We start from the raw sequence: 24873 nt of genomic DNA on the forward strand, positions 1-24873 counted from the left end.
TTTTATGATAAAATAAGTAAAAGTATTGCAAGTATGAGGTCCAGTATGAAACTAAAAACAAACATTAGCCACTTACACGGCAGTATCCGAGTTCCAGGTGACAAATCTATCAGTCACCGTTCCATTATTTTTGGAAGCTTGGCTGAGGGTGAGACCAAGGTTTATGATATCTTGCGTGGTGAAGATGTCTTGTCAACCATGCAGGTTTTTCGTGACCTTGGTGTTGAAATTGAGGACAAAGATGGGGTTATTACTATTCAAGGTGTAGGCATGGATGGCTTAAAAGCGCCGCAGAATGCCCTTGATATGGGAAATTCTGGCACCTCGATTCGTCTGATTTCAGGTGTCCTTGCCGGTGCAGATTTTGAAGTAGAGATGTTCGGAGACGACAGTCTTTCCAAACGTCCTATGGATCGTGTGACTATTCCACTGAAAAAAATGGGCGTTAGTATTTCTGGGCAAACTGAGCGAGACCTGCCTCCTCTTCGCTTAAAAGGAACGAAAAATTTAACACCTATTCATTATGAGTTACCTATTGCTTCTGCCCAAGTCAAGTCAGCCTTGATGTTTGCGGCCTTGCAGACTCAGGGAAAGTCCGTTATTATCGAAAAAGAGTGCACCCGTAATCATACTGAAGATATGTTGCAACAATTTGGTGGTCATTTAAGTGTGGACGGAAAGAAAATCACAGTCCAAGGACCACAAAAATTGACAGGACAAAAGGTGGTCGTGCCAGGAGATATTTCCAGTGCAGCCTTTTGGTTAGTTGCCGGTTTGATTGTTCCAAATTCTCGTGTAGTGCTGAAGAATGTTGGTATTAATGAAACGCGTACAGGTATCATCGATGTCATTCGCGCTATGGGTGGAAAATTAGAAGTTACTGAAATTGACCCAGTCGCTAAATCTGCAACCTTGACTGTTGAGTCTTCAGACCTGAAAGGAACAGAGATTGGTGGCGCTTTGATTCCACGCTTGATTGATGAATTGCCAGTTATCGCTCTGCTTGCGACTCAAGTCCAAGGTGTAACAGTTATCAAGGATGCTGAGGAACTCAAGGTCAAGGAAACAGACCGTATTCAGGTAGTAGCAGACGCCTTAAATAGCATGGGAGCAGATATCACTCCTACAGCAGATGGAATGATTATCAAAGGGAAATCAGCTCTGCACGGTGCTAGGGTTAATACGTTTGGAGACCACCGTATCGGTATGATGACAGCCATTGCGGCCCTTTTGGTGGCAGATGGACAAGTGGAGCTTGATCGTGCAGAAGCCATCAATACCAGCTATCCTAGCTTCTTTGATGATTTGGAGAGCTTGATTCATGGCTAAGGTGTTACTAGGATTTATGGGTGCTGGTAAATCCACAATTGCTAGTGGATTGGACCCTAATTACCTTGATATGGATGCTCTGATAGAGAAGCGCTTAGGTATGCCTATTGCGGAATTTTTCGCTGAAAAGGGAGAAGAAGCCTTTCGTCAGATAGAATCAGAAGTCCTAGCTGATTTACTACAAAGAGACCAAATTGTGTCAACTGGCGGAGGAGTGGTCATTTCTCAGCGAAATCGTGACTTACTAAAGACAAATTCTGATAATATCTACTTGAAAGCTGATTTTGAAACCCTCTACCAACGCATATCAGCTGATAAGGATAATCAGCGCCCGCTTTTTCTAAATAATAGCAAGGAAGAACTTGCAGCTATTTTTCAAGAAAGACAGGCTTGGTATGAGGAAGTGGCTAGTCGGGTTTTGGATGTGACCGAGTTAAGCCCAGAGGAAATTATAGAGGAACTGAGATGAAAATTGCTTATCTAGGTCCCAAGGGATCATTTTCACACCACGTTGTGCAGACAGCTTTTCCTCAGGAGGAATTGCAGGCCTTTGCCAATATTACAGATGTTATCAAGGCCTATGAGCAAGGCTTGGTGGACTATTCTGTGGTGCCAGTTGAAAATTCTATCGAGGGTAGTGTTCATGAAACTTTGGACTATCTTTTTCATCAGGCTCGCATCCAAGCAGTAGCAGAAATCGTTCAGCCTATTCATCAGCAGTTGATGGTGGTTCCAGGCCATACTAAGATTGAAAAGATTTTTTCACATCCACAGGCTTTGGCTCAAGGAAAGAAATTCATCGATGAACAATATCCAGAGGCTCAAATCGAGGTAACAGCTAGTACAGCTTATGCGGCCCGTTTTATTTCCGAACATCCAGACCAGCCCTTTGCAGCCATTGCACCACGAAGTTCTGCAGAAGAATATGGCTTGGAACTGATTGCCGAGGATATTCAGGAAATGGAAGCCAATTTCACACGTTTCTGGGTTTTGGGAGCTGAAAAGCCTAGTATTCCCTTGCAAGCACAAACTGAGAAAATGAGTTTGGCCTTGACCTTACCTGATAACCTTCCAGGCGCACTTTATAAAGCTCTTTCAACTTTTGCTTGGCGAGGAATTGACCTGACAAAAATTGAAAGTCGGCCACTCAAGACAGCACTGGGCGAATACTTTTTCATTATCGATGTGGATTATGCCGATAAGGACTTGGTTAACTTTGCCCAAAAAGAATTAGAAGCGATTGGAATCCAGTATAAGGTTCTGGGTGCCTATCCTATTTATCCAATATCAGACCATGGAAAGGAGAGAAGATGAGTAAAGAAAATCCCTTAAGCCATCACGAGCAGTTACGTTATGACTACCTTTTTAAGAACATTCATTACCTCAATGAGCGAGAGAAAAAAGAGTTTGCTTACCTACAAGGTAAGTTAAATATGGCTAGTGGTAGTGAAGATTCTTCAGAAATTCATAATGAAAATCACGATATGGAAGAGTCTTTCATGGAACCAGTCAATCAGTCTCCTCTTCCATCCTATGGTAACCGAAGTCGTGCAAAAAAATACCAGAAAAGTCATTCTCTTCCAAAGGTTAAGTCCAAAAAACGCAAGATTCGTTGGGGGCGTATTTTTGCAGGATTGCTTGCCCTTCTGGCCTGTGTCGGTTTTGGAATGATTTTTATGTTCCTAAAAGGTTATTCAAATGCGGATCCAACCAAACCTGCCAATGCCAAGGCAGCTCAAGTAGAAGTTTTTCATGGTCAAGATACCAAGGATGGGGTCAATATTTTGATTATGGGAACGGATGGACGGATTGGCCAAAATAGTGCTGAGACTAGAACGGACTCTATTATGGTACTAAACGTTGGTGGCTCAGATAGGAAAATCAAGCTGGTCAGCTTCATGCGTGACAATTTGGTTTATATAGACGGTTATAGCCAAGTGATTAACGGTAGAAAGCAGTCCGATAATAAGTTGAATGTGGCCTATGAACTAGGGGAACAAGAAGGCCAAAAAGGTGCTGAAATGGTCCGGAAAGTCCTAAAAGACAATTTTGACTTGGACATTAAGTACTACGCCTTGGTAGACTTCCAGGCCTTCGCAACCGCTATTGACACTTTATTTCCTGATGGGGTGACGATTGATGCCAAATTCTCAACCTTAGAAGGTCAACCTTTAACCGAAGCTACGGTGGGAGATGATTTACATGCTACGGAAACAGAGTCACCAACCCAGACTATCAAAGTTGGGAAGCAGCAGATGAACGGATCAACCTTGCTCAATTATGCTCGCTTCCGTGATGATGATGAAGGTGATTACGGTCGTACCAAGAGACAACAGCAAGTGTTGACAGCTGTTTTGCAACAACTCAAGGATCCAACTAAACTCTTTACTGGATCAGAAGCACTTGGTAAGGTCTTTGGCATGACCTCTACGAATGTTCCTTATAGTTTCCTACTGACCAATGGCTTATCCTTCCTAGATGGAGCGCAAAATGGCATTGAGAGATTAACAGTTCCAGAACTAGGTGATTGGGTCGATGCCTATGATGTCTATGGAGGCTTGGGCTTGTTGGTTGATCAAAATAAATATCAGAATAAATTATCTCAGATGGGCTTGAGATAAAATAAGATAGGAGAATCAAAGTTTGAAGGCTATTTATCTAGCAATCAGGCTTTGATTTTTTACAGTCTGCAATAGATTTTCAGCCCTTATTTGTGGTATAATGAAACGATACGATAGAAAGAATAATGAACAATATGACTGATTTAAAAGCAATTCAGGCTCGAAGTCTGGAGATGGCTGAATATTTTGTGACTTTTTGTAAAGAACATGATTTGCTTTGCTATCTCTGTGGGGGAGGCGCTATTGGTGCCCTTCGAAACAAGGGCTTCATTCCTTGGGACGACGACCTAGACTTTTTTATGCCTCGTAAGGATTATGAAAAATTGGCAGAATTATGGCCTCGTTATGCAGATGAGCGTTATTTCTTGTCAAAGAGTAACAAGGATTTTGTCGACCGTAATCTTTTTATTACCATTCGTGACAAGGAAACGACCTGCATTAAACCTTACCAGCAAGATTTGGATTTGCCACATGGTTTGGCTTTGGATGTTTTGCCTTTGGATTATTATCCGAAAAATCCAGCTGAGCGGAAAAAACAGGTTCGTTGGGCACTGATTTATTCTCTTTTTTGTGCGCAAACTATTCCAGAAAAGCATGGTGCACTTATGAAATGGGGAAGCCGTATTTTACTCGGTTTGACGCCAAAATCTCTCCGTTATCGCATTTGGAAAAAAGCTGAAAAAGAAATGACCAAGTATGATCTAGCTGAGAGCGATGGAATCACGGAACTATGCTCAGGTCCTGGCTACATGAGAAACAAGTACCCAATCGCATCTTTTGAGGATAATCTTTTCTTGCCCTTTGAAGGAACAGAGATGCCTATTCCAGTTGGCTACGATGCCTATCTTAGCACCGCTTTTGGAGACTACATGACACCTCCACCAGCAGATAAGCAGCTACCGCATCATGATGCTGTTATCGCTGATATGGATAAGAGTTATACAGAGTACAAGGGAGAATACGGAACATGATGGGTGAAAAAATTAGCGTTATCGTTCCAGTCTACAATGTAGAAGCCTATCTGGAGCGATGTGTGGAGTCAATTCTTCATCAGACTTATACTAATTTTGAACTAATCCTAATAAATGATGGGTCTACTGATTCTAGTGGACAAATTTGTGATGATTTAGCAGATCAGTATGAAAATATCAAGGTTTACCATATCGAAAATGCTGGTGTTTCTAATGCTAGAAATGTTGGAATTCAGCTAGCGACGGGTGCTTGGATAACTTTTGTTGATAGCGATGATTTCGTCACCAATGATTACCTAGCTACTTTAGCTAGTGCAGTTGAAGGAGAAAATGTAGGTTTTGTGATTGCTCCTTTACACCATATCAAAAATGGAATAGTGACAGATTTACCCCCGTATTCTGGTAGAAAAGAACTTTGGTCAACAGAAGAAACTATGAAAGAATTACTGATGACCACTAAGACATCATTTTTTCCAGTCGCAAAACTATTTAATAGAGACCTGCTGGCAGATACGAAATTTAATACAGATTACCATCTAGCAGAAGATGCCTTGTTTTTAACTGAATTGCTACTAAAGACAAGATGCAGTAGCATATTTATTGACAAACCAATTTATTATTATGATCATCGTGAGGGAAGTGCGACAACATCTGTTAATCGGTATGTATTTGATACGATAAAAGTTTATATGAGAATTATTGCTCAGGTATCACAAGTATTTCCTAATTTAAAATATGAATTAAAAAATAGAGAATGTTGGTCATATATCACAGTCTACGATAAAATCATATTTACTTCATCTGAGCAGTATCAAAAGGAGAAAGTCGAACTAAGGACTTGGATTATTCAGCATCGACACGAAATATGGAAGGATACATATTTCACCACATTTCGTAAGATAGCTGTCCTGTCACTTGTCTTTTCTCCATGGATATATAAAAAAATTGTTGGATTCAGAAACTAATATTATGAGAAGGAGTTGAAAATGAATTTTTCAAAAATGGATGAATACTTTGAAAAATCAAAACTATGGATTGCATATCTATTTGTTTTCATTTCGATTTTAAGTATGAGTTCACTGGTTTATAAGATAGCAAATCCTCTTTATAAGGGATTGTCAGCGATTGTAGTGCTTTATATTTGCTATACCTTATTGTTTAAGTGGAAAAAAATCACAGTAGATCGTAAATTTCTGTTCTTATTTGCTCTATTAGCTGGAAGTCATCTCTTATCTGCTATTTTCAATCGCTCCGGACATTTGATTGGAAATGTGATCGAGATCCTCTTTATGGTAACCTATATTTTATTATTTACCATGTTAGAATCAGGTAAATTAAAGAAATTATTTGATTGGATTTCTTACACTATTCAAATTATTTCTTTTTCTTCTGCTATTTTTGCATTTACATTATTAGTAAGTAAGGTACTTATCCTATTTAAAATTGGACAGCAATCTTATTACTATGGTGTTATGAATGGACGTCTGTGGGGGATTGTTAATCCAAATGCTAGTGCGATATTTTCATACATTAGCATTGTTTTGGCTATGTATTTGATTCATAAAGGAAGTAAATTTTCTGTCTATCTTAAACTGAATAATGTGATTCAATTAGTTTATTTTGCAACCATGCAAAGTAGAGGAGCTTTATTATCTTTAGTGTTAATGCTTGGGTTTTATAGTTTCTTTATTAACAGGGGTAAGTTAGCTAAGCGATTTCTTATCTTTATAGTTTCTGCTTTACTTGTTTCTGCTGCTAACATCGGATTGAGTTATGTAACTTCTATTTACATATCCTCGGGGAAAGCGACTGTATTAGACTTAAATAAAGGACAATCTTATGCAGAAACGGATTCTTCAGTTATAAAAAAAACAGGAGAACTTCATCTAATAGAAACAACACCTAGTGGTAGAACTTATATTTGGAAAAATGCTATAAAAATGGGAAGTGAGAAACCAATTTTTGGTTACGGTGTACGAAATGTTCCAGATTATTACACAAAATATTTCAGTAAATTTGAGATTCAAAATTCTCTTATTGGTGGAAATTTCCATAACATTTTGGTAACGATATTTGTTAGTTCTGGAATTTTAGGTTTAGTATCCTTTCTACTTCTACTAGGATATATATTTAAGCGCTTTTTGACTTATTTGATTGTTTCTAAAAAGAACTCTGAAAAGTTGATTATGATTCTTTTCTTTGGCATCTTGTTCGGTCAATTATTTGAAAGTCAGATTATGTACTCAACTAACTTTATTAATATTATCTTTTGGTTGATTATTGGTTATGGATTAGTTGTTTGCAAACGTGATGAAGGTATTCGTTATCAGGAAGTAACTGATATTATAGAGATTCAACAGATGGAACTAGGAATCATGGAATACATTCATGAAACTTGTCAGAAAATTGGTGTCAAATATTTCCTAGCTTATGGCAGTCTTATCGGTGCGGTTCGTCATAAAGGTTTTATTCCTTGGGATGATGACATGGATATCTGTATGTTACGAGAAGATTATGAAAAGTTGCAAGACTACCTTATCTCTAACCCTGACGAACGTTACGAAGTGATGTCTTATAAAAATAATCTCAACTATGTCTATCCCTTCATGAAAGTGCAGGATAATCAAACTTATTTGTTAGAAGAAGATGTTCGCATTGATTCAAATATGGGGATTTATGTAGATATTTTCCCTGTAGATGGTTATGAGGATGATTCTGTTTTTAAAGATAAAATGACGAGACTTATAAAAAAACGTCAATTAAGCTGTTATACATTTAAAGGTATTACCAATACTAAAAGTCTACTAAATTCTTTAATTCGCTATATATCAGTTATTGTCTTCTATTTCACAAATACGAATAAGTATATTAGAGGCATTGATGAACTTGCTAAATCACGTAAAGTGTCGGATTATGAGGAAGTGGATTATCTTATCTACAAGGATATGAACAAACCAGTGTGGAGACGCGAATGGCTAGAACAAGTTACTACTGGAACATTCGAAGGTAAGGAATTTATGATTCCAAAAAATTATCATGAAATTCTGACCTCGGACTACGGAGACTACATGCAATTACCACCAGTTGAGCTAAGGTTCTCTCATCATGATTTTCAATTGTGGAAAATTATTAAGGTATCTCAGTGATGTTATTGAAATGAAGAAACCATTGACTCAATGTAAAAAGATTAGGAGTGAATAATAGATGTCAGAGAAAATTTTGACTCTTGAAGAAATTAAACAAATTGAATTAGATATTTTAAACTATTTGCATGAATTGTGTGAGGAACATGAAATCAAATATTTTATTGATTTTGGAACCTTACTAGGAGCTGTACGCCATAAAGGTTTTATTCCTTGGGATGATGATACAGATATTTCCTTAGCGCGTGATGAATTTGAAAAACTGTATAAGGTTTTAAAAAATGAAAATCATCCCTACTACAAATTAATTTCATTCAGAGAAACAAAGGGGTATCCTTACAGTTATATGCGAGTCTATGATGTGAGGACACGTCGAGATGCTAATCTTTTAGATAAGTCAGTTATTCTAGGTACTTGTGTTGACATTTTTCCATACGATGGAGTTGTTACAGATGAACATGATAGAAAACAGATGAGACTTTATAAACAATTTATTAGACTTTCGTCTCTGAATTTTAAAGGAGTCAAAATAGATAATGGAGGTGTCAAGAATTTACCACGTTATGTTGCATCTGCAATTTTCAGACTGACTTCTCCACAGAAATGGAATGAAAAATTGGAGAAGTTAGCTTTGCAATATGATGTTGAGCAGGCTACAGATCTTGCATGTACTACTTATGACTCTTACTATCCCAGTGGAATTAAGAAAGAGTGGTTATATGATACAATTGAAATGCCATATGAGAATATTCTTGTGAAGGTTCCTAGAAAATTCCATGAGATTCTGGTTTACGAATTTGGTGAAGACTATATGACTCCTCCGCCTATTGAAAATCAACATCCAGGAACTGATAAAAATTACTGGATTGATTAATTTATGAGTAAATTGCTTTGATTTAATAATTCGATAAAATAAATAGCCTACCTATCTACTGGAATATTCCTTGTTTTTGATAGGTAGGTTATTTTTTAATTTCTTTTAATCTTAGCAAGTGCAAGATTGAGTGCATAGTGGAGTGTTTTATCTTTTGTAAGAAATAGCGTCAAGAGATAATAGATACCGCAAGTCGCAACAGTCGAGAGAACCATGAGTATCATATTGAAGTTGACTGTATAAGAGTTGATTTGGAAAAGGAATTTAAACGCAAAATAGATCGGAATGAATCCGAGCGATACAATAGTATAGCGTGTTAAAGTAGTAAAGATTTCTTTTAAGTCAAGTAGATGATGTTTCTTGATAAAGTAAATTTCCAGTAGAACAACTACAGTTTCTGCGATGATAGTAGTAGCAATGTAGTACTCTGGTGCAAAAATATTATGGAAATACAAGAGACTGTTGAGTAGGATATTAGCACCACCACCAATAAAGTAAAAGGCTGTTAAACGATTTTCGTGGTCGTTGATGAAGATAATTTGTTTACCAAGGATTAACTCAATGGCCCAGATGATGGTACGAAAGGCGAAGACACTAGTCACAATACCTGCTTCGAGGTATTTTTCAGAAGAGTAGATGACTGCTGCGTAGTTCCCTAATACCATAATCCCAATACTGGTTGGAATGATAAGGAAATAAAAGAGGGCGGCTCCTTGGTTCAGAAGATTTTTATAAGATTCGTAGTCTTTCTTACCGAGATAGTAGCCGAGACGTGGAATACTGACGTTGATAGCTCCACTCAGGACACTGGCAATCAACATAACGATGCTGAAAGCAATGGTATAATAAGAAATATAGTTTTCATCAGGCCCTTTGGTGATAAACATTCTATCAAGTAAGGTGTAGAGCATATTGGCATTAGCTAGAAGCAACATGGTCAAGAGTGGCTTAGATGCTTTGATTAATTCGACAAGACCAATCTTAACAAAGGAAACTTCTCGCTTAATCCAGAGAAAACTGAGTAGATAGTTGAGAATTGTCGTTGCACTCATGATGATTGCATAAGGTACGATATCATTTGGAGTTTTTACAAAGGTGAAGATAGCGACCAACATGGCAATACGAATAACCAATGTTTTGTATAAGATGAATGCATAATTTTCATAAGCTTCATTCATCCACTCGATATAAAGGAATTGGAAGAGAGCCTGGACACCAAGTATATAGTATAGTTCTTTCAAATTTTCAATACTATTATCCAGATAAATAAATAGGAAATAGATACTTGTTGTTAGAACAGATGTAATAATGGAGATATAGAATAACTTGGAGAAAACATAGTTGATTTTATTTTTATCATCCTTGACCTTACTGATAGCTCGAATTCCGTAGTTGTAGATTCCGAAGGCGGCTAAAGGAATGACAAAGCTAGCCCAGGTATTGGCGGTATTGAAATAACCGTAGTTGGATTTGCTGAGAATCCTTGTCAGATAGGGATTGGTTATCAGCGGAAAAACGATATTGAGAACATTGACTAGTAAGCTAGCCAGTGCATTAACTTTTATATTTTTCATTGTACTTTCTTTCTTGTATTGTAAAATGGTCTCTAGTATTATATCACATTCTCGCTTCATTCTTTTGATAAAATCGTAAAAATCTAGTATAATAGATAGAACTGAAAGTATGAGGTTACTAGCAATGAAAATGAAACAAATTAGTGATACAACTTTGAAAATCACGATGTCTTTAGAGGATTTGATGGATCGAGGAATGGAGATTGCTGACTTTCTCGTCCCTCAAGAAAAAACAGAAGAGTTCTTTTATGCTATCTTGGATGAGTTAGAGATGCCTGATAGCTTTCTAGATACAGGTATGTTGAGCTTCCGTGTGACTCCAAAACCTGATAAGGTAGATGTCTTTGTAACAAAATCAAAGATTGACCAAAATCTAGATTTTGAAGACTTATCGGATTTACCAGATATGGAAGAATTGGCTCAAATGTCGCCAGATGAATTTATCAAAACCTTAGAAAAAAGCATCGCAGAAAAGACTAAAGATGATATTGAAGCGATTCAATCTTTAGAGCAAGTTGAAGCCAAGGAAGAAGAGCAGGAGCAAGCTGAACAAGAAGTTGAGAACAAGAAAGAGCCCTACATCTATTACATCCTTTCTTTTTCTAAGTTAGCTGATTTGGTGGCTTTTTCAAAGACAGTGACTTTTGAGATGGAAACTTCTGAACTCTACAAGATGAATGAGCGCTATTATTTGACCATTTTAGTGGATATTGAAAATCATCCAAGTCCATATCCAGCTTGGCTCTTGGCTCGTATGCGCGAGTTTGCGGACGATAGTGAAATCAGTCGCTCAGTCTTGCAAGAGTATGGCCAAGTCTTGATGAATCACGATGCAGTGCTTAATCTGCAAAAGATTGGATAACCATTTCTGGAAAATTATTTCTAGATTTTAGGAAGAGCGAATCGTTTGATTCGTTTTTTTCTTTTCTAGACTGAAATAGTGATTTACTATAATAGGAATTTTCACAAAATTCTGTTATAATGGCTATATTAGAAAATTTCGAGGAGATAAACATGACAGTTAAAATTGCTTTACTAGGATTTGGTACCGTTGCAAGTGGTGTGCCTTTCCTCCTAAAGGAAAATGGAGAAAAAATCAATCAATCAGCACATTCAGAGATTGAAGTTGCTAAGGTATTGGTCAAGGATGAAGATGAAAAGAATCGCTTGCTTGCAGCAGGGAATGACTTTAATTTTGTAACCAACGTGGATGATATTTTGTCAGATCAAGACATTACCATCGTAGTGGAATTGATGGGGCGTATCGAACCTGCTAAGACCTTTATCACTCGTGCCTTGGAAGCTGGGAAACACGTTGTTACTGCTAACAAGGACCTTTTGGCTGTCCATGGCGCAGAATTGCTAGAAATCGCTAAAGCCAACAAGGTAGCACTTTACTACGAAGCAGCAGTAGCTGGTGGGATTCCAATTCTTCGCACTCTAGCAAATTCCTTGGCTTCTGATAAAATCACGCGTGTACTTGGTGTGGTTAACGGAACTTCCAACTTCATGATGACCAAGATGGTGGAAGAAGGATGGTCTTACGATGATGCTCTTGCGGAAGCGCAACGTCTAGGATTTGCAGAAAGCGACCCGACAAACGACGTGGATGGGATTGATGCAGCCTACAAGATGGTTATTTTGAGCCAATTTGCTTTTGGCATGAAGGTTGCCTTTGATGATGTAGCCCACAAGGGAATCCGCAATATCACACCAGAAGACGTAGCTGTAGCTCAAGAACTTGGCTATGTAGTGAAATTGGTTGGTTCTATTGAGGAAACTTCTTCAGGTATTGCTGTAGAAGTGACTCCAACCTTCCTTCCTAAAGCGCATCCACTTGCTAGTGTGAATGGGGTAATGAACGCTGTCTTTGTAGAATCTATCGGTATTGGTGAGTCTATGTACTACGGACCAGGTGCTGGTCAAAAACCAACTGCAACAAGTGTTGTAGCAGATATTGTCCGTATCGTTCGTCGCCTGAATGATGGTACCATTGGCAAAGACTTCAACGAATATAGCCGTGACTTGGTCTTGGCAAATCCAGAGGATGTCAAAGCAAATTACTACTTCTCAATCTTGGCACCAGACTCAAAAGGTCAGGTCTTGAAGTTGGCTGAAATCTTTAATGCCCAAGATATTTCCTTCAAGCAAATCCTCCAAGATGGCAAAGAAGGTGATAAGGCGCGTGTTGTCATCATTACACATAAGATCAATAAAGCCCAGCTTGAAAATGTCTCAGCTGAATTGAAGAAGGTTTCAGAATTCGACCTCTTGAATACCTTCAAGGTGCTAGGAGAATAAGATGAAGATTATTGTACCTGCAACCAGTGCCAATATCGGGCCAGGTTTTGACTCGGTCGGTGTAGCTGTAACCAAGTATCTTCAAATTGAGGTCTGTGAAGAACGGGATGAGTGGCTGATTGAACACCAGATTGGCAAATGGATACCACATGACGAGCGCAATCTCTTGCTCAAAATCGCTTTGCAAATTGTACCAGACTTGCAGCCAAGACGTTTGAAAATGACCAGTGATGTTCCCTTGGCGCGTGGTTTGGGTTCTTCTAGCTCGGTTATCGTTGCTGGGATTGAACTAGCCAACCAACTGGGGAATCTCAACTTATCTGACCATGAAAAGTTGCAGTTAGCAACCAAGATTGAAGGACATCCTGACAATGTGGCTCCAGCCATTTATGGTAATCTCGTTGTTGCGAGCTCTGTTGAAGGGCAAGTTTCAGCTATCGTAGCAGATTTCCCAGAATGTGATTTCCTAGCCTACATTCCAAACTATGAATTGCGCACTCGAGACAGCCGTGGTGTCTTGCCTAAGAAATTGTCCTATAAGGAAGCTGTTGCTGCTAGTTCTATCGCCAATGTGGCGGTTGCGGCCTTGTTGGCAGGAGACATGGTGACAGCTGGGCAAGCAATCGAGGGAGACCTCTTCCACGAGCGCTATCGTCAGGACTTGGTGAGAGAATTTGCGATGATTAAGCAAGTAGCCAAAGAGAATGGTGCCTATGCGACCTATCTCTCTGGTGCAGGACCAACAGTGATGGTCTTGGCTTCTCATGACAAGATGCCAACGATTAAGGCAGAATTGGAAAAGCAACCTTTCAAAGGAAAACTTCATGACTTGAAGGTTGATACCCAAGGTGTCCGTGTAGAAGCAAAATAAAGAATAGAAGATAGGATGGGGAAACTCTCGACCAGAGGGCTTCCTATCCTTTTTTTGAAAAGAATTCGAGTTAAAAACTTGATAAAGGAGAAATAAAGATGGCAGAAATTTATCTAGCAGGTGGTTGTTTTTGGGGCCTAGAGGAGTATTTTTCACGCATTTCTGGTGTATTAGTAACCAGTGTTGGCTACGCTAATGGACAAGTTGAAACGACCAATTACCAGTTGCTCAAGGAAACAGACCATGCAGAAACGGTTCAAGTGATTTACGATGAGAAGGCAGTTTCACTCAGAGAGATTTTACTTTATTATTTCCGTGTTATTGATCCATTATCAGTCAATCAACAAGGGAATGACCGTGGTCGCCAGTATCGGACCGGTATATATTACCAGGATGAAGCAGACTTACCAGCTATCTACACAGTGGTGCAGGAGCAGGAGCGCATGCTTGGTCGAAAGATTGCAGTGGAAGTGGAGAAACTACGTCATTACATTCTGGCTGAAGATTACCACCAAGACTATCTTAAGAAGAATCCTTCAGGTTACTGTCATATCGATGTGACTGATGCTGAGAAGCCATTGATTGATGCAGCAAACTATGAAAAGCCTAGCCAAGAAGTGTTAAAGGAAAGCTTATCAGAAGAGGCTTATCGTGTTACCCAAGAAGCTGCTACAGAGGCTCCATTTACCAATGCCTATGACCAAACCTTTGAAGAGGGAATTTATGTAGACATCACGACAGGTGAGCCACTCTTTTTTGCCAAGGATAAGTTTGCCTCAGGTTGTGGTTGGCCAAGTTTTAGCCGTCCGATTTCCAAGGAATTGATTCATTATTACAAGGATCTCAGCCATGGAATGGAGCGAATTGAGGTTCGTTCTCGGTCGGGCAATGCTCACTTGGGTCATGTTTTCACAGATGGCCCAAGTGAGTTAGGTGGCCTTCGTTACTGTATCAATTCTGCTTCCTTGCGCTTTGTGGCCAAGGATGAGATGGAAGAAGCAGGATATAGCTATCTACTACCTTACTTAAACAAATAAATCAGAGATGGTGGGCGCTTCCCACTTTCTTCATTTCTAGAAAACGAATAGAAGGGATTTATGAAACACCTATTATCTTACTTCAAACCCTACATCAAGGAATCGATTTTAGCACCCTTGTTCAAGCTTTTAGAAGCTGTGTTTGAGCTCTTGGTTCCTATGGTGATTGCTGGGATTGTTGACCAATCTTTACCTCAGGGAGATCAAGGACATCTCTGGATGCAGATTGGTCTGCTCCTTATCTTTGCAGTAATTGGTGTTGTAGTGGCCTTAATAGCCCAGTTCTACTCAGCTAAGGCTGCAGTTGGATTTTCCAAAGGACTGACAGACGACCTTTATCGTCATATTCTTTCCTTACCCAAGGACAGCAGAGACCGTCTGACAACTTCTAGCTTGGTCACTCGCTTGACTTCGGACACTTACCAGATTCAGACTGGGATCAATCAATTCCTGCGTCTCTTTTTGCGAGCGCCTATTATCGTTTTTGGTGCCATTTTTATGGCTTATCGCATCTCAGCTGGGCTGACTTTCTGGTTCTTGGTCATGGTTGTCATTTTGACCATTGTTATTGTAGGGCTCTCTAGACTGGTTAATCCTCTCTACAGCAGTCTTAGAAAGAAAACGGACCAACTAGTTCAGGAAACGCGCCAGCAATTACAAGGTATGCGAGTTATTCGTGCTTTTGGACAAGAAAAACGAGAGTTACAGATTTTTCAAACTCTTAACCAAGTCTATGCTAGATTGCAAGAAAAAACTGGCTTCTTGTCTAGTTTATTAACACCTTTGACCTATCTGATTGTTAATGGAACTCTCCTTGTTATCATCTGGCAGGGCTATCTTTCAATTCAAGGAGGTTTGCTAAGTCAAGGTGCTCTCATTGCCCTTATCAACTATCTCTTACAGATTTTGGTGGAATTGGTCAAGCTAGCTATGCTGATCAATTCTCTAAACCAGTCCTATATCTCAGCCAAGCGAATCGAGGAAGTCTTTGCTGAGGCTCCAGAAAATATCCATTCAGAGTTGGAACCAAAGCAAGCTACTAGTAATCAGGTTTTACAAGTTCAAGAACTGACCTTTACCTATCCTGATGCAGCCCAGCCTTCTCTGAGAGACATTTCATTTGATATGAAGCAAGGACAAATCCTTGGTATCATTGGAGGAACAGGTTCTGGTAAGTCAAGCTTGGTGCAAGTCTTACTTGGACTTTATCCAGCAGATAAGGGAAGCATTTCCCTTTATCGAAATGGACGTAGTCCTCTTAATTTGGAGCAGTGGCGGTCTTGGATTGCCTATGTGCCTCAAAAGGTCGAACTCTTTAAGGGAAGTATTCGTTCCAACCTGACTCTAGGTTTACATCAAGAAGTAACTGACCAAGAAATTTGGCAGGCCTTGGAGATTGCGCAAGCAAAGGACTTTGTAAGTGAAAAGGAAGGACTCTTGGATGCCCTAGTTGAGGCAGGAGGACGAAATTTCTCAGGCGGACAAAAACAAAGGCTGTCGGTCGCTCGAGCAGTATTGCGCCAAGCTCCGTTTCTCATCCTAGATGATGCGACTTCGGCCCTCGACACCATTACCGAGTCTAGGCTCTTGAAAGCTATTCGAGAAAATCTGCCAAATACGAGCTTAATCTTGATTTCTCAGAGAACATCGACTTTACAGATGGCTGACCAGATTCTCCTCTTGGAAAAAGGGGAGCTTCTAGCTATCGGCAAGCACGAGGACTTGATGAAATCTAGTCAAGTTTATCGCGAAATCAATGCATCTCAACATGGAAAGGAGGATTAGCATGAGACGACAAACTGCAAATCAAACACTCACACGTTTGGCCAAAGACTTTGCAAGTCACCCTTTCCTTATTTTCCTAGCCTTTCTAGGAACCATTGCCCAAGTTGCCTTATCAATTTATCTTCCTATCTTGATTGGACAGGTCATTGACCAAGTTCTGGTGGCTGGTTCTTCACCAGTTTTTTGGCAGATTTTTCTCCAGATGCTCTTGGTGGTCATAGGAAATACTCTGGTACAATGGGCCAATCCTCTCCTCTATAATCGCCTAATCTTTTCTTATACCAAAGACTTGCGAGAGCGAATCATCCATAAACTCCATCGTTTACCGATTGCCTTTGTGGATCGGCAAGGTAGTGGGGAGATGGTTAGTCGTGTAACCACAGACATCGAACAATTGGCAGCTGGCTTGACCATGATTTTTAACCAATTCTTCATTGGTGTCTTGATGATTTTGGTTAGTATTCTTGTCATGCTCCAAATTCATCTCCTCATGACCCTCTTAGTCTTGCTGTTGACGCCACTGTCTATGGTGATTTCACGCTTCATTGCCAAACGCTCCTATCATCTCTTCCAGAAGCAAACAGAGACTAGGGGAATTCAGACACAGTTGATTGAAGAATCTCTTAGCCAGCAGACCATTATCCAGTCCTTTAATGCTCAGGCAGAATTTATCCAAAGGCTGCGTGAGGCTAATGACAACTATGCAGGTTATTCGCAGTCAGCTATCTTTTATTCATCAACGGTTAATCCTTCGACGCGCTTTGTCAATGCGCTTATTTATGCCCTTCTAGCTGGAGTGGGAGCTTATCGTATCATGATGGGTTCCACCTTGACTATCGGGCGTTTAGTGACTTTTTTGAATTATGTCCAACAGTACACTAAGCCCTTTAATGATATTTCTTCAGTGCTAGCAGAGTTGCAAAGCGCACTCGCTTGTGCAGGGCGTGTCTATGGAGTCTTAGATAGCCCTGAAGTGGCTGAAACAGGCAAGGGAGTCTTGATCAGTGACCAAGTTAAGGGAGCTATTTCCTTTAAACAGGTCTCTTTTGGCTACCATCCTGAAAAGATTTTGATTAAGGATTTATCTATTGATATTCCAGCTGGTAGCAAGGTGGCCATCGTTGGTCCGACAGGTGCTGGAAAATCAACCCTTATCAATCTCCTCATGCGGTTTTATCCCATTAACTCAGGAGATATCTTGTTAGATGGTCGTTCCATTTACGACTATACCCAAGCGTCATTGAGACAGCAGTTTGGCATGGTGCTCCAAGAAACCTGGCTCAAGCAAGGGACCATTCATGACAATATTGCCTTTGGAAATTCTGATGCCAGTCGGGAGAAGGTAATTGCTGCTGCCAAAGCAGCCAATGCAGACTTTTTCATCCAACAGTTACCTCAAGGCTATGATACCAAGTTGGAAAATGCAGGAGAATCTCTCTCTGTTGGGCAAGCCCAGCTCTTGACCATCGCCCGAGTCTTTCTGGCTATTCCAAAGATTCTTATCTTAGACGAGGCAACCTCTTCCATCGATACTCGGACAGAAGTGTTGGTACAGGATGCCTTTGCCAAACTCATGAAGGGGCGTACTAGCTTTATCATCGCCCACCGCTTGTCTACCATTCAGGATGCGGATCTGATTCTTGTCTTGGTGGATGGCGGCATTGTTGAGTATGGTAACCATCAAAATCTTATGGTTCGAAAGGGCAAGTATTACCAAATGCAGCAAGCTGCAGCTTTTAGCTCTGAATAATCCTTTCTACTTTGAAATCTTATAGACAAAAGAAGTTGCCTTAGGGTGACTTTTTTGTTACAATAGCTAGAAAAATTATTCACTGTAATACTCAATTAAAATGAAAGAGCAAACTAGGAAGCTAGCCGTAGGTTGCTCAAAACACCGTTTTGAGGTTGTAGATAAGACTGACGAAGTCAATAACCATATACCTACGGCAAGGTGAATCTGACGTGGTTTGAAGAGATTTTTGAAGAGTATAATTAGAAAAGGAGTCTATAATGAAAGTCTATCAGCATGTAAATATCGTGACTTGTGACCAAGAGTTCCATGTCTATCTAGATGGAATCTTAGCCGTTAAGGATTCTCAAATCGTCTATGTCGGTCAAGAGAAGTCAGAGATTTTAGAGCAAGCTGAGCAAATTATAGACTATTAGGGAGCTTGGATCATGCCTGGTTTGGTCAATTGTCACACCCATTCTGCAATGACAGGTCTGAGAGGGATCCGAGATGACAGCAATCTCCATGAATAGCTCAATGATTATATCTGGCCTGCAGAAGCAGGATTTACTCCCGACATGACTACAAGAGCGGTTAAAGAAGCTATGATAGAGATGCTCCAGTCGGGAACAACAACCTTCAACGATATGTATAATCCCAATGGAGTGGAGATTGAGCAGATTTATCAGGCAGTCAAGGCTTCCAAGATGCGTTGTTATTTCTCACCGACCCTTTTTTCTTCAGAGACAGAAACAACTGATGAGACCATAAGCAGAACACGAGCTATCATTGAGGAAATTTTAGGATATAAAAATCCAAATTTCAAGGTTATGGTAGCCCCACATTCTCCCTACAGCTGTAGTAAAGATTTGCTGGAAGAGAGTTTGGAAATGGCAAAAGAGCTGGACATTCACATCCATATCCATGTAGCGGAGACCAAGGAGGAGTCAGGCATTATCCTGAAACGCTACGGCAAACGACCCCTCACCTTTCTAGAAGAACTGGGTTACTTAGATCATCCGTCTGTCTTTGCTCATGGGGTCGAATTAAACGAGCGAGAAATTGAACGCTTGGCAACCTCTCAAGTAGCTATTGCTCACAATCCTATTAGTAACCTCAAATTGGCCTCAGGGATTGCTCCAATCATCCAACTCCAAAAAGCAGGAGTGGCAGTAGGAATTGCGACAGATTCAGTTGCTTCCAATAACAATCTTGATATGTTTGAGGAAGGACGGACAGCCGCTCTCCTACAGAAAATGAAGAGTGGGGATGCCATCCAATTTCCGATTGAAACAGCCCTCAAGGCACTCACAATCGAAGGGGCTAAGATCTTAGGGATGGAAAATCAGATAGGAAGTTTGGAAGTCGGCAAGCAGGCAGATTTTCTCGTTATTCAACCCCAAGAAAATATGCTCTCTCACCTGGTTTATGCTGTTAAATCCAGTGATGTAGATGATATCTATATTATTGCCGGAGAACAGGTTGTTAAGCAAGGTCAAGTTCTGACAGTAGAACTTTAGAAGAAAAATCACGAAAAATGTTAAAAAAGTTTGCAAAAATCTTGCATTCTTTTTTTTACTATGCTATACTTATATACGGTTTGAAAAAACTGCCTAAGACAGTAGGGGAGTTCGACTCATAAATATCCTACCGAGGACAAAACGTATCATGTAAAAAGAAGCGTATTGTACTTTCGTGTCTAGGTTTGGGCGCGTTTTTCTTTTGGAAAAATTCCCCAAGCAAAATAATTACGGAGGTGAACACACTAATGAGTGAAGCAATTATTGCTAAAAAAGCGGAACTAGTTGACGTAGTAGCTGAGAAAATGAAAGCTGCTGCATCTATCGTCGTTGTAGACGCTCGTGGTTTGACAGTTGAGCAAGATACAGTTCTTCGTCGTGAGCTTCGTGGAAGCGCAGTTGAGTATAAAGTTATTAAAAACTCAATCTTGCGTCGTGCAGCTGAAAAAGCTGGTCTTGAAGAACTTGCATCAGTATTTGTTGGACCATCTGCAGTAGCATTTTCTAATGAAGATGTTATCGCACCAGCGAAAATCTTGAACGATTTTGCTAAAGACGCTGAAGCACTTGAAATCAAAGGTGGTGCAATCGAAGGCGCTGTCGCATCTAAAGAAGAGATTCTTGCACTTGCAACTCTTCCAAACCGCGAAGGACTTCTTTCTATGCTCCTTTCTGTACTTCAAGCGCCAGTGCGCAACGTTGCTCTTGCAGTCAAAGCGGTTGCAGACAACAAAGAAGACGCAGCTTAATCTTAAGCTATGCAGCGTAGCCTAGCTACGAAAAAACTATTATAAATTTAAAAACATATTTGGAGGAAATAACAATGGCATTGAACATTGAAAACATTATTGCTGAAATTAAAGAAGCTTCAATCCTTGAATTGAACGACCTTGTAAAAGCTATCGAAGAAGAATTTGGTGTAACTGCAGCTGCTCCTGTAGCTGTTGCTGCAGCTGGTGCTGCTGACGCTGGTGCTGCTAAAGATTCATTCGACGTTGAATTGACAGCTGCAGGCGACAAAAAAGTCGGCGTTATCAAAGTTGTACGTGAAATCACAGGTCTTGGTCTTAAAGAAGCTAAAGAACTTGTTGATGGTGCACCAGGTGTCATCAAAGAAGGTGTTGCAGCTGCAGAAGCTGAAGAAATCAAAGCTAAATTGGAAGAAGCTGGAGCTTCAGTTACTCTTAAATAATAGAGTAACTACATTAGTAGCTTAAAAATATGATTAAACCGCTATTCTTAGGATTAGCGGTTTTTCTTTTTGTTCTAAAAGGGGCAAAAAAGGCGGCGAGTAAGTAATTTTCCAACTGTTTAACTCAACTTAAAAATCCCCAATCATAGCGATTGAGGATTAAGCAAATGAGTCTTAAACAATACCTTGTGCGATCATAGCGTTTGCTACATTTTCAAAGGCAGCAATGTTAGCTCCTGCAAGGTAGTCTTTATCAAGACCGTATGTTTCAGCAGTTGTTTTAGCTGTATTGAAGATGTTTGTCATGATGTCTTTGAGACGTCCATCAACTTCTTCACGAGTCCATGAGAGGCGAAGGCTATTTTGGCTCATTTCAAGAGCTGAAACGGCTACACCACCAGCGTTGGCAGCTTTGGCAGGTCCGTAGAAGATACCATTTTCTTTGTAGACTTTGATGGCATCAAGGTCGCTTGGCATGTTGGCACCTTCAGATACACAGATCACGCCTTGAGCAACCAAACGTTTAGCTGCTTCACCGTTGATTTCGTTTTGAGTCGCACATGGAAGAGCGATGTCATAGTTTCCAGTGTAAGTCCATACAGAACCTTCATGATAAGTAGCAGTTGCTTTCTCAGCTGCATACTCAGTCAAACGAGCGCGACGTTTTTCTTTAACGTCAATCAAAAGATCGAAGTCGATACCATTTTCATCGATGACATAACCATTTGAATCAGATACAGAGATAACAGTTGCACCAAGTTCAGTCGCTTTTTGAAGAGCGTATTGAGCAACGTTACCAGAACCTGAAATAACCACTTTCTTACCAGCAAAGCTGTTACCGTTAGCTTTAAGCATTTCTTCAGTGTAGTAAACCAAACCGTAACCAGTTGCTTCTGGACGAATCAAGCTACCACCAAAACCAAGAGGTTTACCAGTCAAGACACCAGCATCAAATTGGTTAAGACGTTTGTATTGACCGTAAAGGTAACCAATTTCGCGTCCACCTACACCGATATCACCAGCAGGTACGTCAAGTGATGGTCCGATGTGTTTTTGCAATTCAGTCATGAAGCTTTGGCAGAAGCGCATTACTTCAGCATCTGTTTTACCTTTAGGATCGAAGTCTGATCCACCTTTACCTCCACCGATAGGAAGTCCAGTCAAGACATTTTTGAAGATTTGTTCGAATCCGAGGAATTTCAAGATCCCTTGGTTTACAGTTGGGTGGAAACGAAGTCCGCCTTTATATGGCCCAACAGCTGAGTTGAATTGAACACGGTAACCACGGTTTACTTGAATGTTTCCATCACGGTCAACCCAAGGAACACGGAAAGAAATCACGCGTTCTGGCTCAGTGATACGTGCCAAGATATTTTCTTCAATGTACTCAGGGTGTTTTTCAAATACAGGTTCCAAAGTGTTGAAAAATTCTTCAACAGCTTGGAGGAATTCAGCCTCGTGCCCGTTACGAGCTTTTACAGTTTCAAACACGCTTTGGATATATTCTTTAGCAGATGTCATATCGTTCTCCTTTTGTTGTCATATTTTATTACATGAGTCATTATAGCAGAAATTTTTTTAACTGTAAAGAGAAAAACAAAAATTTTCTAAAAATTCTATCAATTCAGTTCCAGATTTCTCTTTAATTTATAAAATACGAACCTTTTTCTTGTAAATATCTTTCTCAAAAAGAAATTGTGAAAATATGGTATAATATTAGCAATAAAAGGAATCTGGAGGATCAGAATCATGGTATCAACGAAAACACAAATTGCTGGTTTTGAGTTTGACAATTGTTTGATGAATGCAGCAGGTGTGGCTTGTATGACGATAGAGGAGTTAGAAGGGGTTAAAAACTCAGCGGCAGGAACTTTTGTGACCAAGACAGCGACCTTGGACTTTCGTCAGGGAAATCCTGAGCCACGCTATCAAGATGTTCCCCTTGGTTCTATCAACTCTATGGGCTTGCCAAATAAGGGCTTAGACTATTATTTGGACTATCTTTTGGACTTGCAGGAAAAAGAGCCAAACCGAACTTTCTTCCTATCTCTAGTTGGAATGTCTCCAGAGGAAACCCATACTATCTTGAAAAAAGTCCAAGAGAGTGATTTTTGTGGTCTGACTGAGCTAAACCTATCCTGTCCAAATGTTCCAGGTAAACCTCAGATTGCCTATGATTTTGAGACAACAGACCGGATTTTGGCAGAGGTATTTGCCTACTTCACCAAACCTCTTGGAATTAAATTGCCACCATATTTTGACATTGTTCACTTTGACCAAGCGGCAGCTATTTTCAACAAGTACCCACTCAAGTTTGTCAACTGTGTTAATTCTATCGGAAACGGCCTTTATATAGAAGACGAGTCGGTCGTAATTCGTCCTAAAAATGGTTTTGGGGGCATTGGTGGGGAGTATATCAAACCGACTGCTTTAGCTAATGTTCATGCCTTCTACCAACGTCTCAATCCTCAAATCCAAATCATCGGAACAGGTGGCGTTCTGACTGGTCGAGATGCCTTTGAACACATCCTCTGTGGAGCAAGTATGGTGCAGGTGGGAACCACCCTTCACAAAGAAGGAGTTGGTGCTTTTGAACGCATTACCAATGAACTGAAAGCAATCATGGCGGAAAAAGGGTACGAGAGTCTAGAAGATTTCCGTGGGAAATTGCGCTATATTGATTAAATTCATTAAAAAATCAGAAGAAAGGAGAGAAGATGCTAGCCATTGAAGAAAGCCAGAAGTTGACTTTATCAAATTTACCGAGTCTGAGCCTTTTTACAGGGACAGACCAGGGCCAGTTTGAAGTGATGAAGGGTCAAGTGTTGAAACAAATTGGTTATGATTCTGCTGACCTCAACTTTGCCTACTTTGATATGAAAGAAGTAGTTTACAAGGATGTGGAACTGGAGTTAGTCAGCCTTCCTTTCTTTGCGGATGAGAAAATCGTGATCTTAGATCATTTTATGGATATCACGACTGCTAAAAAGCGCTTTTTGACAGATGATGAGCTCAAGTCATTTGAGGCATACCTTGATAACCCTTCGCCAACAACCAAGTTGTTGATCTTTGCGGAAGGAAAACTGGACAGCAAGAGACGGTTGGTTAAATTACTGAAGCGGGATGCCAAGATCTTTGATGCAGTAGAAGCCAAAGAACAAGAACTGCGCCAGTATTTTCAAAAGTGGAGTCAGAAACAAGGTCTGCAGTTTACCAATAATTCTTTTGAAAATCTTCTTATCAAATCTGGTTTTCAATTTAGTGAAATCCAGAAAAATCTCCTCTTTTTACAGTCCTATAAGGAAGACTCTGTTATCGAGGAAGAGGATATTGTTAACGCAATTCCCAAGACCTTACAGGACAATATTTTTGATTTAACTCAGTTTATTCTGACTAAAAAGATGGACCAGGCGCGCGACTTGGTTAGAGACTTGACCTTGCAAGGTGAAGATGAAATCAAGTTGATTGCAGTTATGTTAGGACAATTTCGGACTTTTACTCAGGTGAAAATTTTGTCGGAGTCTGGGCAAACAGAATCGCAGATTGCAAGTAGTCTAGGAAATTTTCTCGGACGCAATCCTAATCCCTATCAAATCAAGTTTGCGCTGAGGGATTCACGAGGACTTTCCTTGAGCTTTTTGAAGCAAGCTATTTCTTATTTGATTGAGACAGACTATCAGATTAAGACAGGTCTTTATGAAAAAGGTTTCCTTTTTGAAAAGGCACTCTTACAGATTGCTAGTCAGATAAATTGACATTTTTTTGAAACTACAACCCGTGTCAGGATTATCTTGTCGTGGGTTTCTTAGTGATTTGCTTATTTTATACTCAATGAAAATCAAAGAGCAAACTAGGAAACTAGCCGCAGGTTGCTCAAAGCACTGCTTTGAGGTTGTAGATAAGACTGACGAAGTCAGCTCAAAACA

20 protein-coding genes, 1 pseudogene and 1 other annotated feature are annotated in these 24873 nt (G+C 40.0%); of the genes and pseudogenes, 19 read left to right on the top strand and 2 right to left on the bottom strand.

Annotation, left to right across the window (positions count from 1 at the left end; all coding sequences use genetic code 11):
* Positions 1-45: 45 nt before the first annotated feature.
* The 8 genes from aroA to RWP09_RS08430 all read left to right on the top strand — a co-directional run bounded on the left by aroA (position 46) and on the right by RWP09_RS08430 (position 8938).
* Entirely contained in the window at positions 46-1329 is a 1284-nt protein-coding gene (gene aroA, locus RWP09_RS08395) for a 3-phosphoshikimate 1-carboxyvinyltransferase (protein WP_314436540.1), read from the top strand.
* Entirely contained in the window at positions 1322-1798 is a 477-nt protein-coding gene (locus RWP09_RS08400) for a shikimate kinase (RefSeq protein ID WP_314436543.1), read from the top strand. The genes aroA and RWP09_RS08400 overlap by 8 nt, the downstream gene beginning before the upstream one ends.
* A complete protein-coding gene (gene pheA, locus RWP09_RS08405) occupies positions 1795-2643 on the top strand; it encodes a prephenate dehydratase (RefSeq protein WP_314436546.1) in 849 nt (282 codons plus the stop codon). The genes RWP09_RS08400 and pheA overlap by 4 nt, the downstream gene beginning before the upstream one ends.
* Positions 2640-3950, top strand: coding sequence for an LCP family protein (locus RWP09_RS08410; RefSeq protein ID WP_314436548.1), 1311 nt, complete (start codon positions 2640-2642; stop codon positions 3948-3950). Before pheA ends, RWP09_RS08410 begins: the two co-directional genes overlap by 4 nt.
* A 125-nt stretch (positions 3951-4075) precedes the next feature.
* The gene (locus tag RWP09_RS08415; protein ID WP_314436551.1) at positions 4076-4921 is read left to right on the top strand and encodes a phosphorylcholine transferase LicD; all 846 of its coding nucleotides are present in this window, start codon (positions 4076-4078) and stop codon (positions 4919-4921) included.
* Positions 4918-5886 (top strand): glycosyltransferase family 2 protein, encoded by a 969-nt coding sequence (locus RWP09_RS08420; RefSeq protein ID WP_314436554.1) that lies wholly within the window; start codon positions 4918-4920, stop codon positions 5884-5886. The genes RWP09_RS08415 and RWP09_RS08420 overlap by 4 nt, the downstream gene beginning before the upstream one ends.
* A gap of 21 nt (positions 5887-5907) precedes the next feature.
* Positions 5908-8067 (top strand): LicD family protein, encoded by a 2160-nt coding sequence (locus RWP09_RS08425; RefSeq protein WP_314436556.1) that lies wholly within the window; start codon positions 5908-5910, stop codon positions 8065-8067.
* Between the two features lie 58 nt (positions 8068-8125).
* A complete protein-coding gene (locus RWP09_RS08430; RefSeq protein ID WP_314436558.1) occupies positions 8126-8938 on the top strand; it encodes a LicD family protein in 813 nt (270 codons plus the stop codon).
* 95 nt (positions 8939-9033) lie between these two features.
* Here RWP09_RS08430 and RWP09_RS08435 read toward each other — a convergent pair whose 3' ends face one another.
* The gene (locus tag RWP09_RS08435; protein WP_314436561.1) at positions 9034-10512 is read right to left on the bottom strand and encodes an oligosaccharide flippase family protein; all 1479 of its coding nucleotides are present in this window, start codon (positions 10510-10512) and stop codon (positions 9034-9036) included.
* Between the two features lie 124 nt (positions 10513-10636).
* On the opposite strand from RWP09_RS08435, the gene mecA reads away from it, so the two are divergent.
* The 9 genes and pseudogenes from mecA to rplL all read left to right on the top strand — a co-directional run bounded on the left by mecA (position 10637) and on the right by rplL (position 20947).
* Positions 10637-11374: an adaptor protein MecA gene (gene mecA / locus RWP09_RS08440; RefSeq protein WP_314436564.1), complete on the top strand. Its 738-nt coding sequence runs from the start codon at positions 10637-10639 to the stop codon at positions 11372-11374.
* Between the two features lie 152 nt (positions 11375-11526).
* Positions 11527-12813 carry a homoserine dehydrogenase gene (locus tag RWP09_RS08445; protein WP_314436567.1) on the top strand — a complete coding sequence of 429 codons (1287 nt, stop codon included), beginning with the start codon at positions 11527-11529 and terminating at the stop codon, positions 12811-12813.
* A 1-nt stretch (position 12814) separates the two neighbouring features.
* Positions 12815-13684, top strand: a complete 870-nt coding sequence (gene thrB / locus RWP09_RS08450) for a homoserine kinase (protein WP_314436570.1) — start codon at positions 12815-12817, stop codon at positions 13682-13684.
* A 98-nt stretch (positions 13685-13782) separates the two neighbouring features.
* On the top strand, positions 13783-14721 hold the full coding sequence (msrB, locus tag RWP09_RS08455) for a peptide-methionine (R)-S-oxide reductase MsrB (protein WP_314436572.1): 939 nt from the start codon (positions 13783-13785) through the stop codon (positions 14719-14721).
* Between the two features lie 60 nt (positions 14722-14781).
* On the top strand, positions 14782-16506 hold the full coding sequence (locus RWP09_RS08460) for an ABC transporter ATP-binding protein (RefSeq protein ID WP_314436575.1): 1725 nt from the start codon (positions 14782-14784) through the stop codon (positions 16504-16506).
* A gap of 1 nt (position 16507) precedes the next feature.
* The gene (locus RWP09_RS08465; RefSeq protein WP_314436579.1) at positions 16508-18256 is read left to right on the top strand and encodes an ABC transporter ATP-binding protein; all 1749 of its coding nucleotides are present in this window, start codon (positions 16508-16510) and stop codon (positions 18254-18256) included.
* A gap of 260 nt (positions 18257-18516) precedes the next feature.
* A pseudogene (locus tag RWP09_RS08470) lies at positions 18517-19755 on the top strand (TRZ/ATZ family protein).
* A gap of 74 nt (positions 19756-19829) precedes the next feature.
* Positions 19830-19965, top strand: a sequence feature (ribosomal protein L10 leader region).
* A 38-nt stretch (positions 19966-20003) separates the two neighbouring features.
* Entirely contained in the window at positions 20004-20504 is a 501-nt protein-coding gene (gene rplJ / locus RWP09_RS08475) for a 50S ribosomal protein L10 (protein WP_314436581.1), read from the top strand.
* A gap of 74 nt (positions 20505-20578) precedes the next feature.
* Positions 20579-20947 carry a 50S ribosomal protein L7/L12 gene (gene rplL / locus RWP09_RS08480; RefSeq protein WP_061425203.1) on the top strand — a complete coding sequence of 123 codons (369 nt, stop codon included), beginning with the start codon at positions 20579-20581 and terminating at the stop codon, positions 20945-20947.
* 174 nt (positions 20948-21121) lie between these two features.
* Here rplL and gdhA read toward each other — a convergent pair whose 3' ends face one another.
* Positions 21122-22468 carry an NADP-specific glutamate dehydrogenase gene (gene gdhA, locus RWP09_RS08485; RefSeq protein ID WP_314436585.1) on the bottom strand — a complete coding sequence of 449 codons (1347 nt, stop codon included), beginning with the start codon at positions 22466-22468 and terminating at the stop codon, positions 21122-21124.
* 228 nt (positions 22469-22696) lie between these two features.
* Here gdhA and RWP09_RS08490 point away from each other — a divergent pair, with 228 nt between their 5' ends.
* Both RWP09_RS08490 and holA read left to right on the top strand, forming a co-directional pair.
* Positions 22697-23632, top strand: coding sequence for a dihydroorotate oxidase (locus RWP09_RS08490; protein ID WP_314436587.1), 936 nt, complete (start codon positions 22697-22699; stop codon positions 23630-23632).
* A gap of 32 nt (positions 23633-23664) precedes the next feature.
* A complete protein-coding gene (holA, locus tag RWP09_RS08495) occupies positions 23665-24702 on the top strand; it encodes a DNA polymerase III subunit delta (protein WP_314436590.1) in 1038 nt (345 codons plus the stop codon).
* Positions 24703-24873: the final 171 nt, after the last annotated feature.

The organism is uncultured Streptococcus sp., from assembly GCF_963521255.1.
Taxonomy (GTDB): Bacteria; Bacillota; Bacilli; order Lactobacillales; family Streptococcaceae; genus Streptococcus.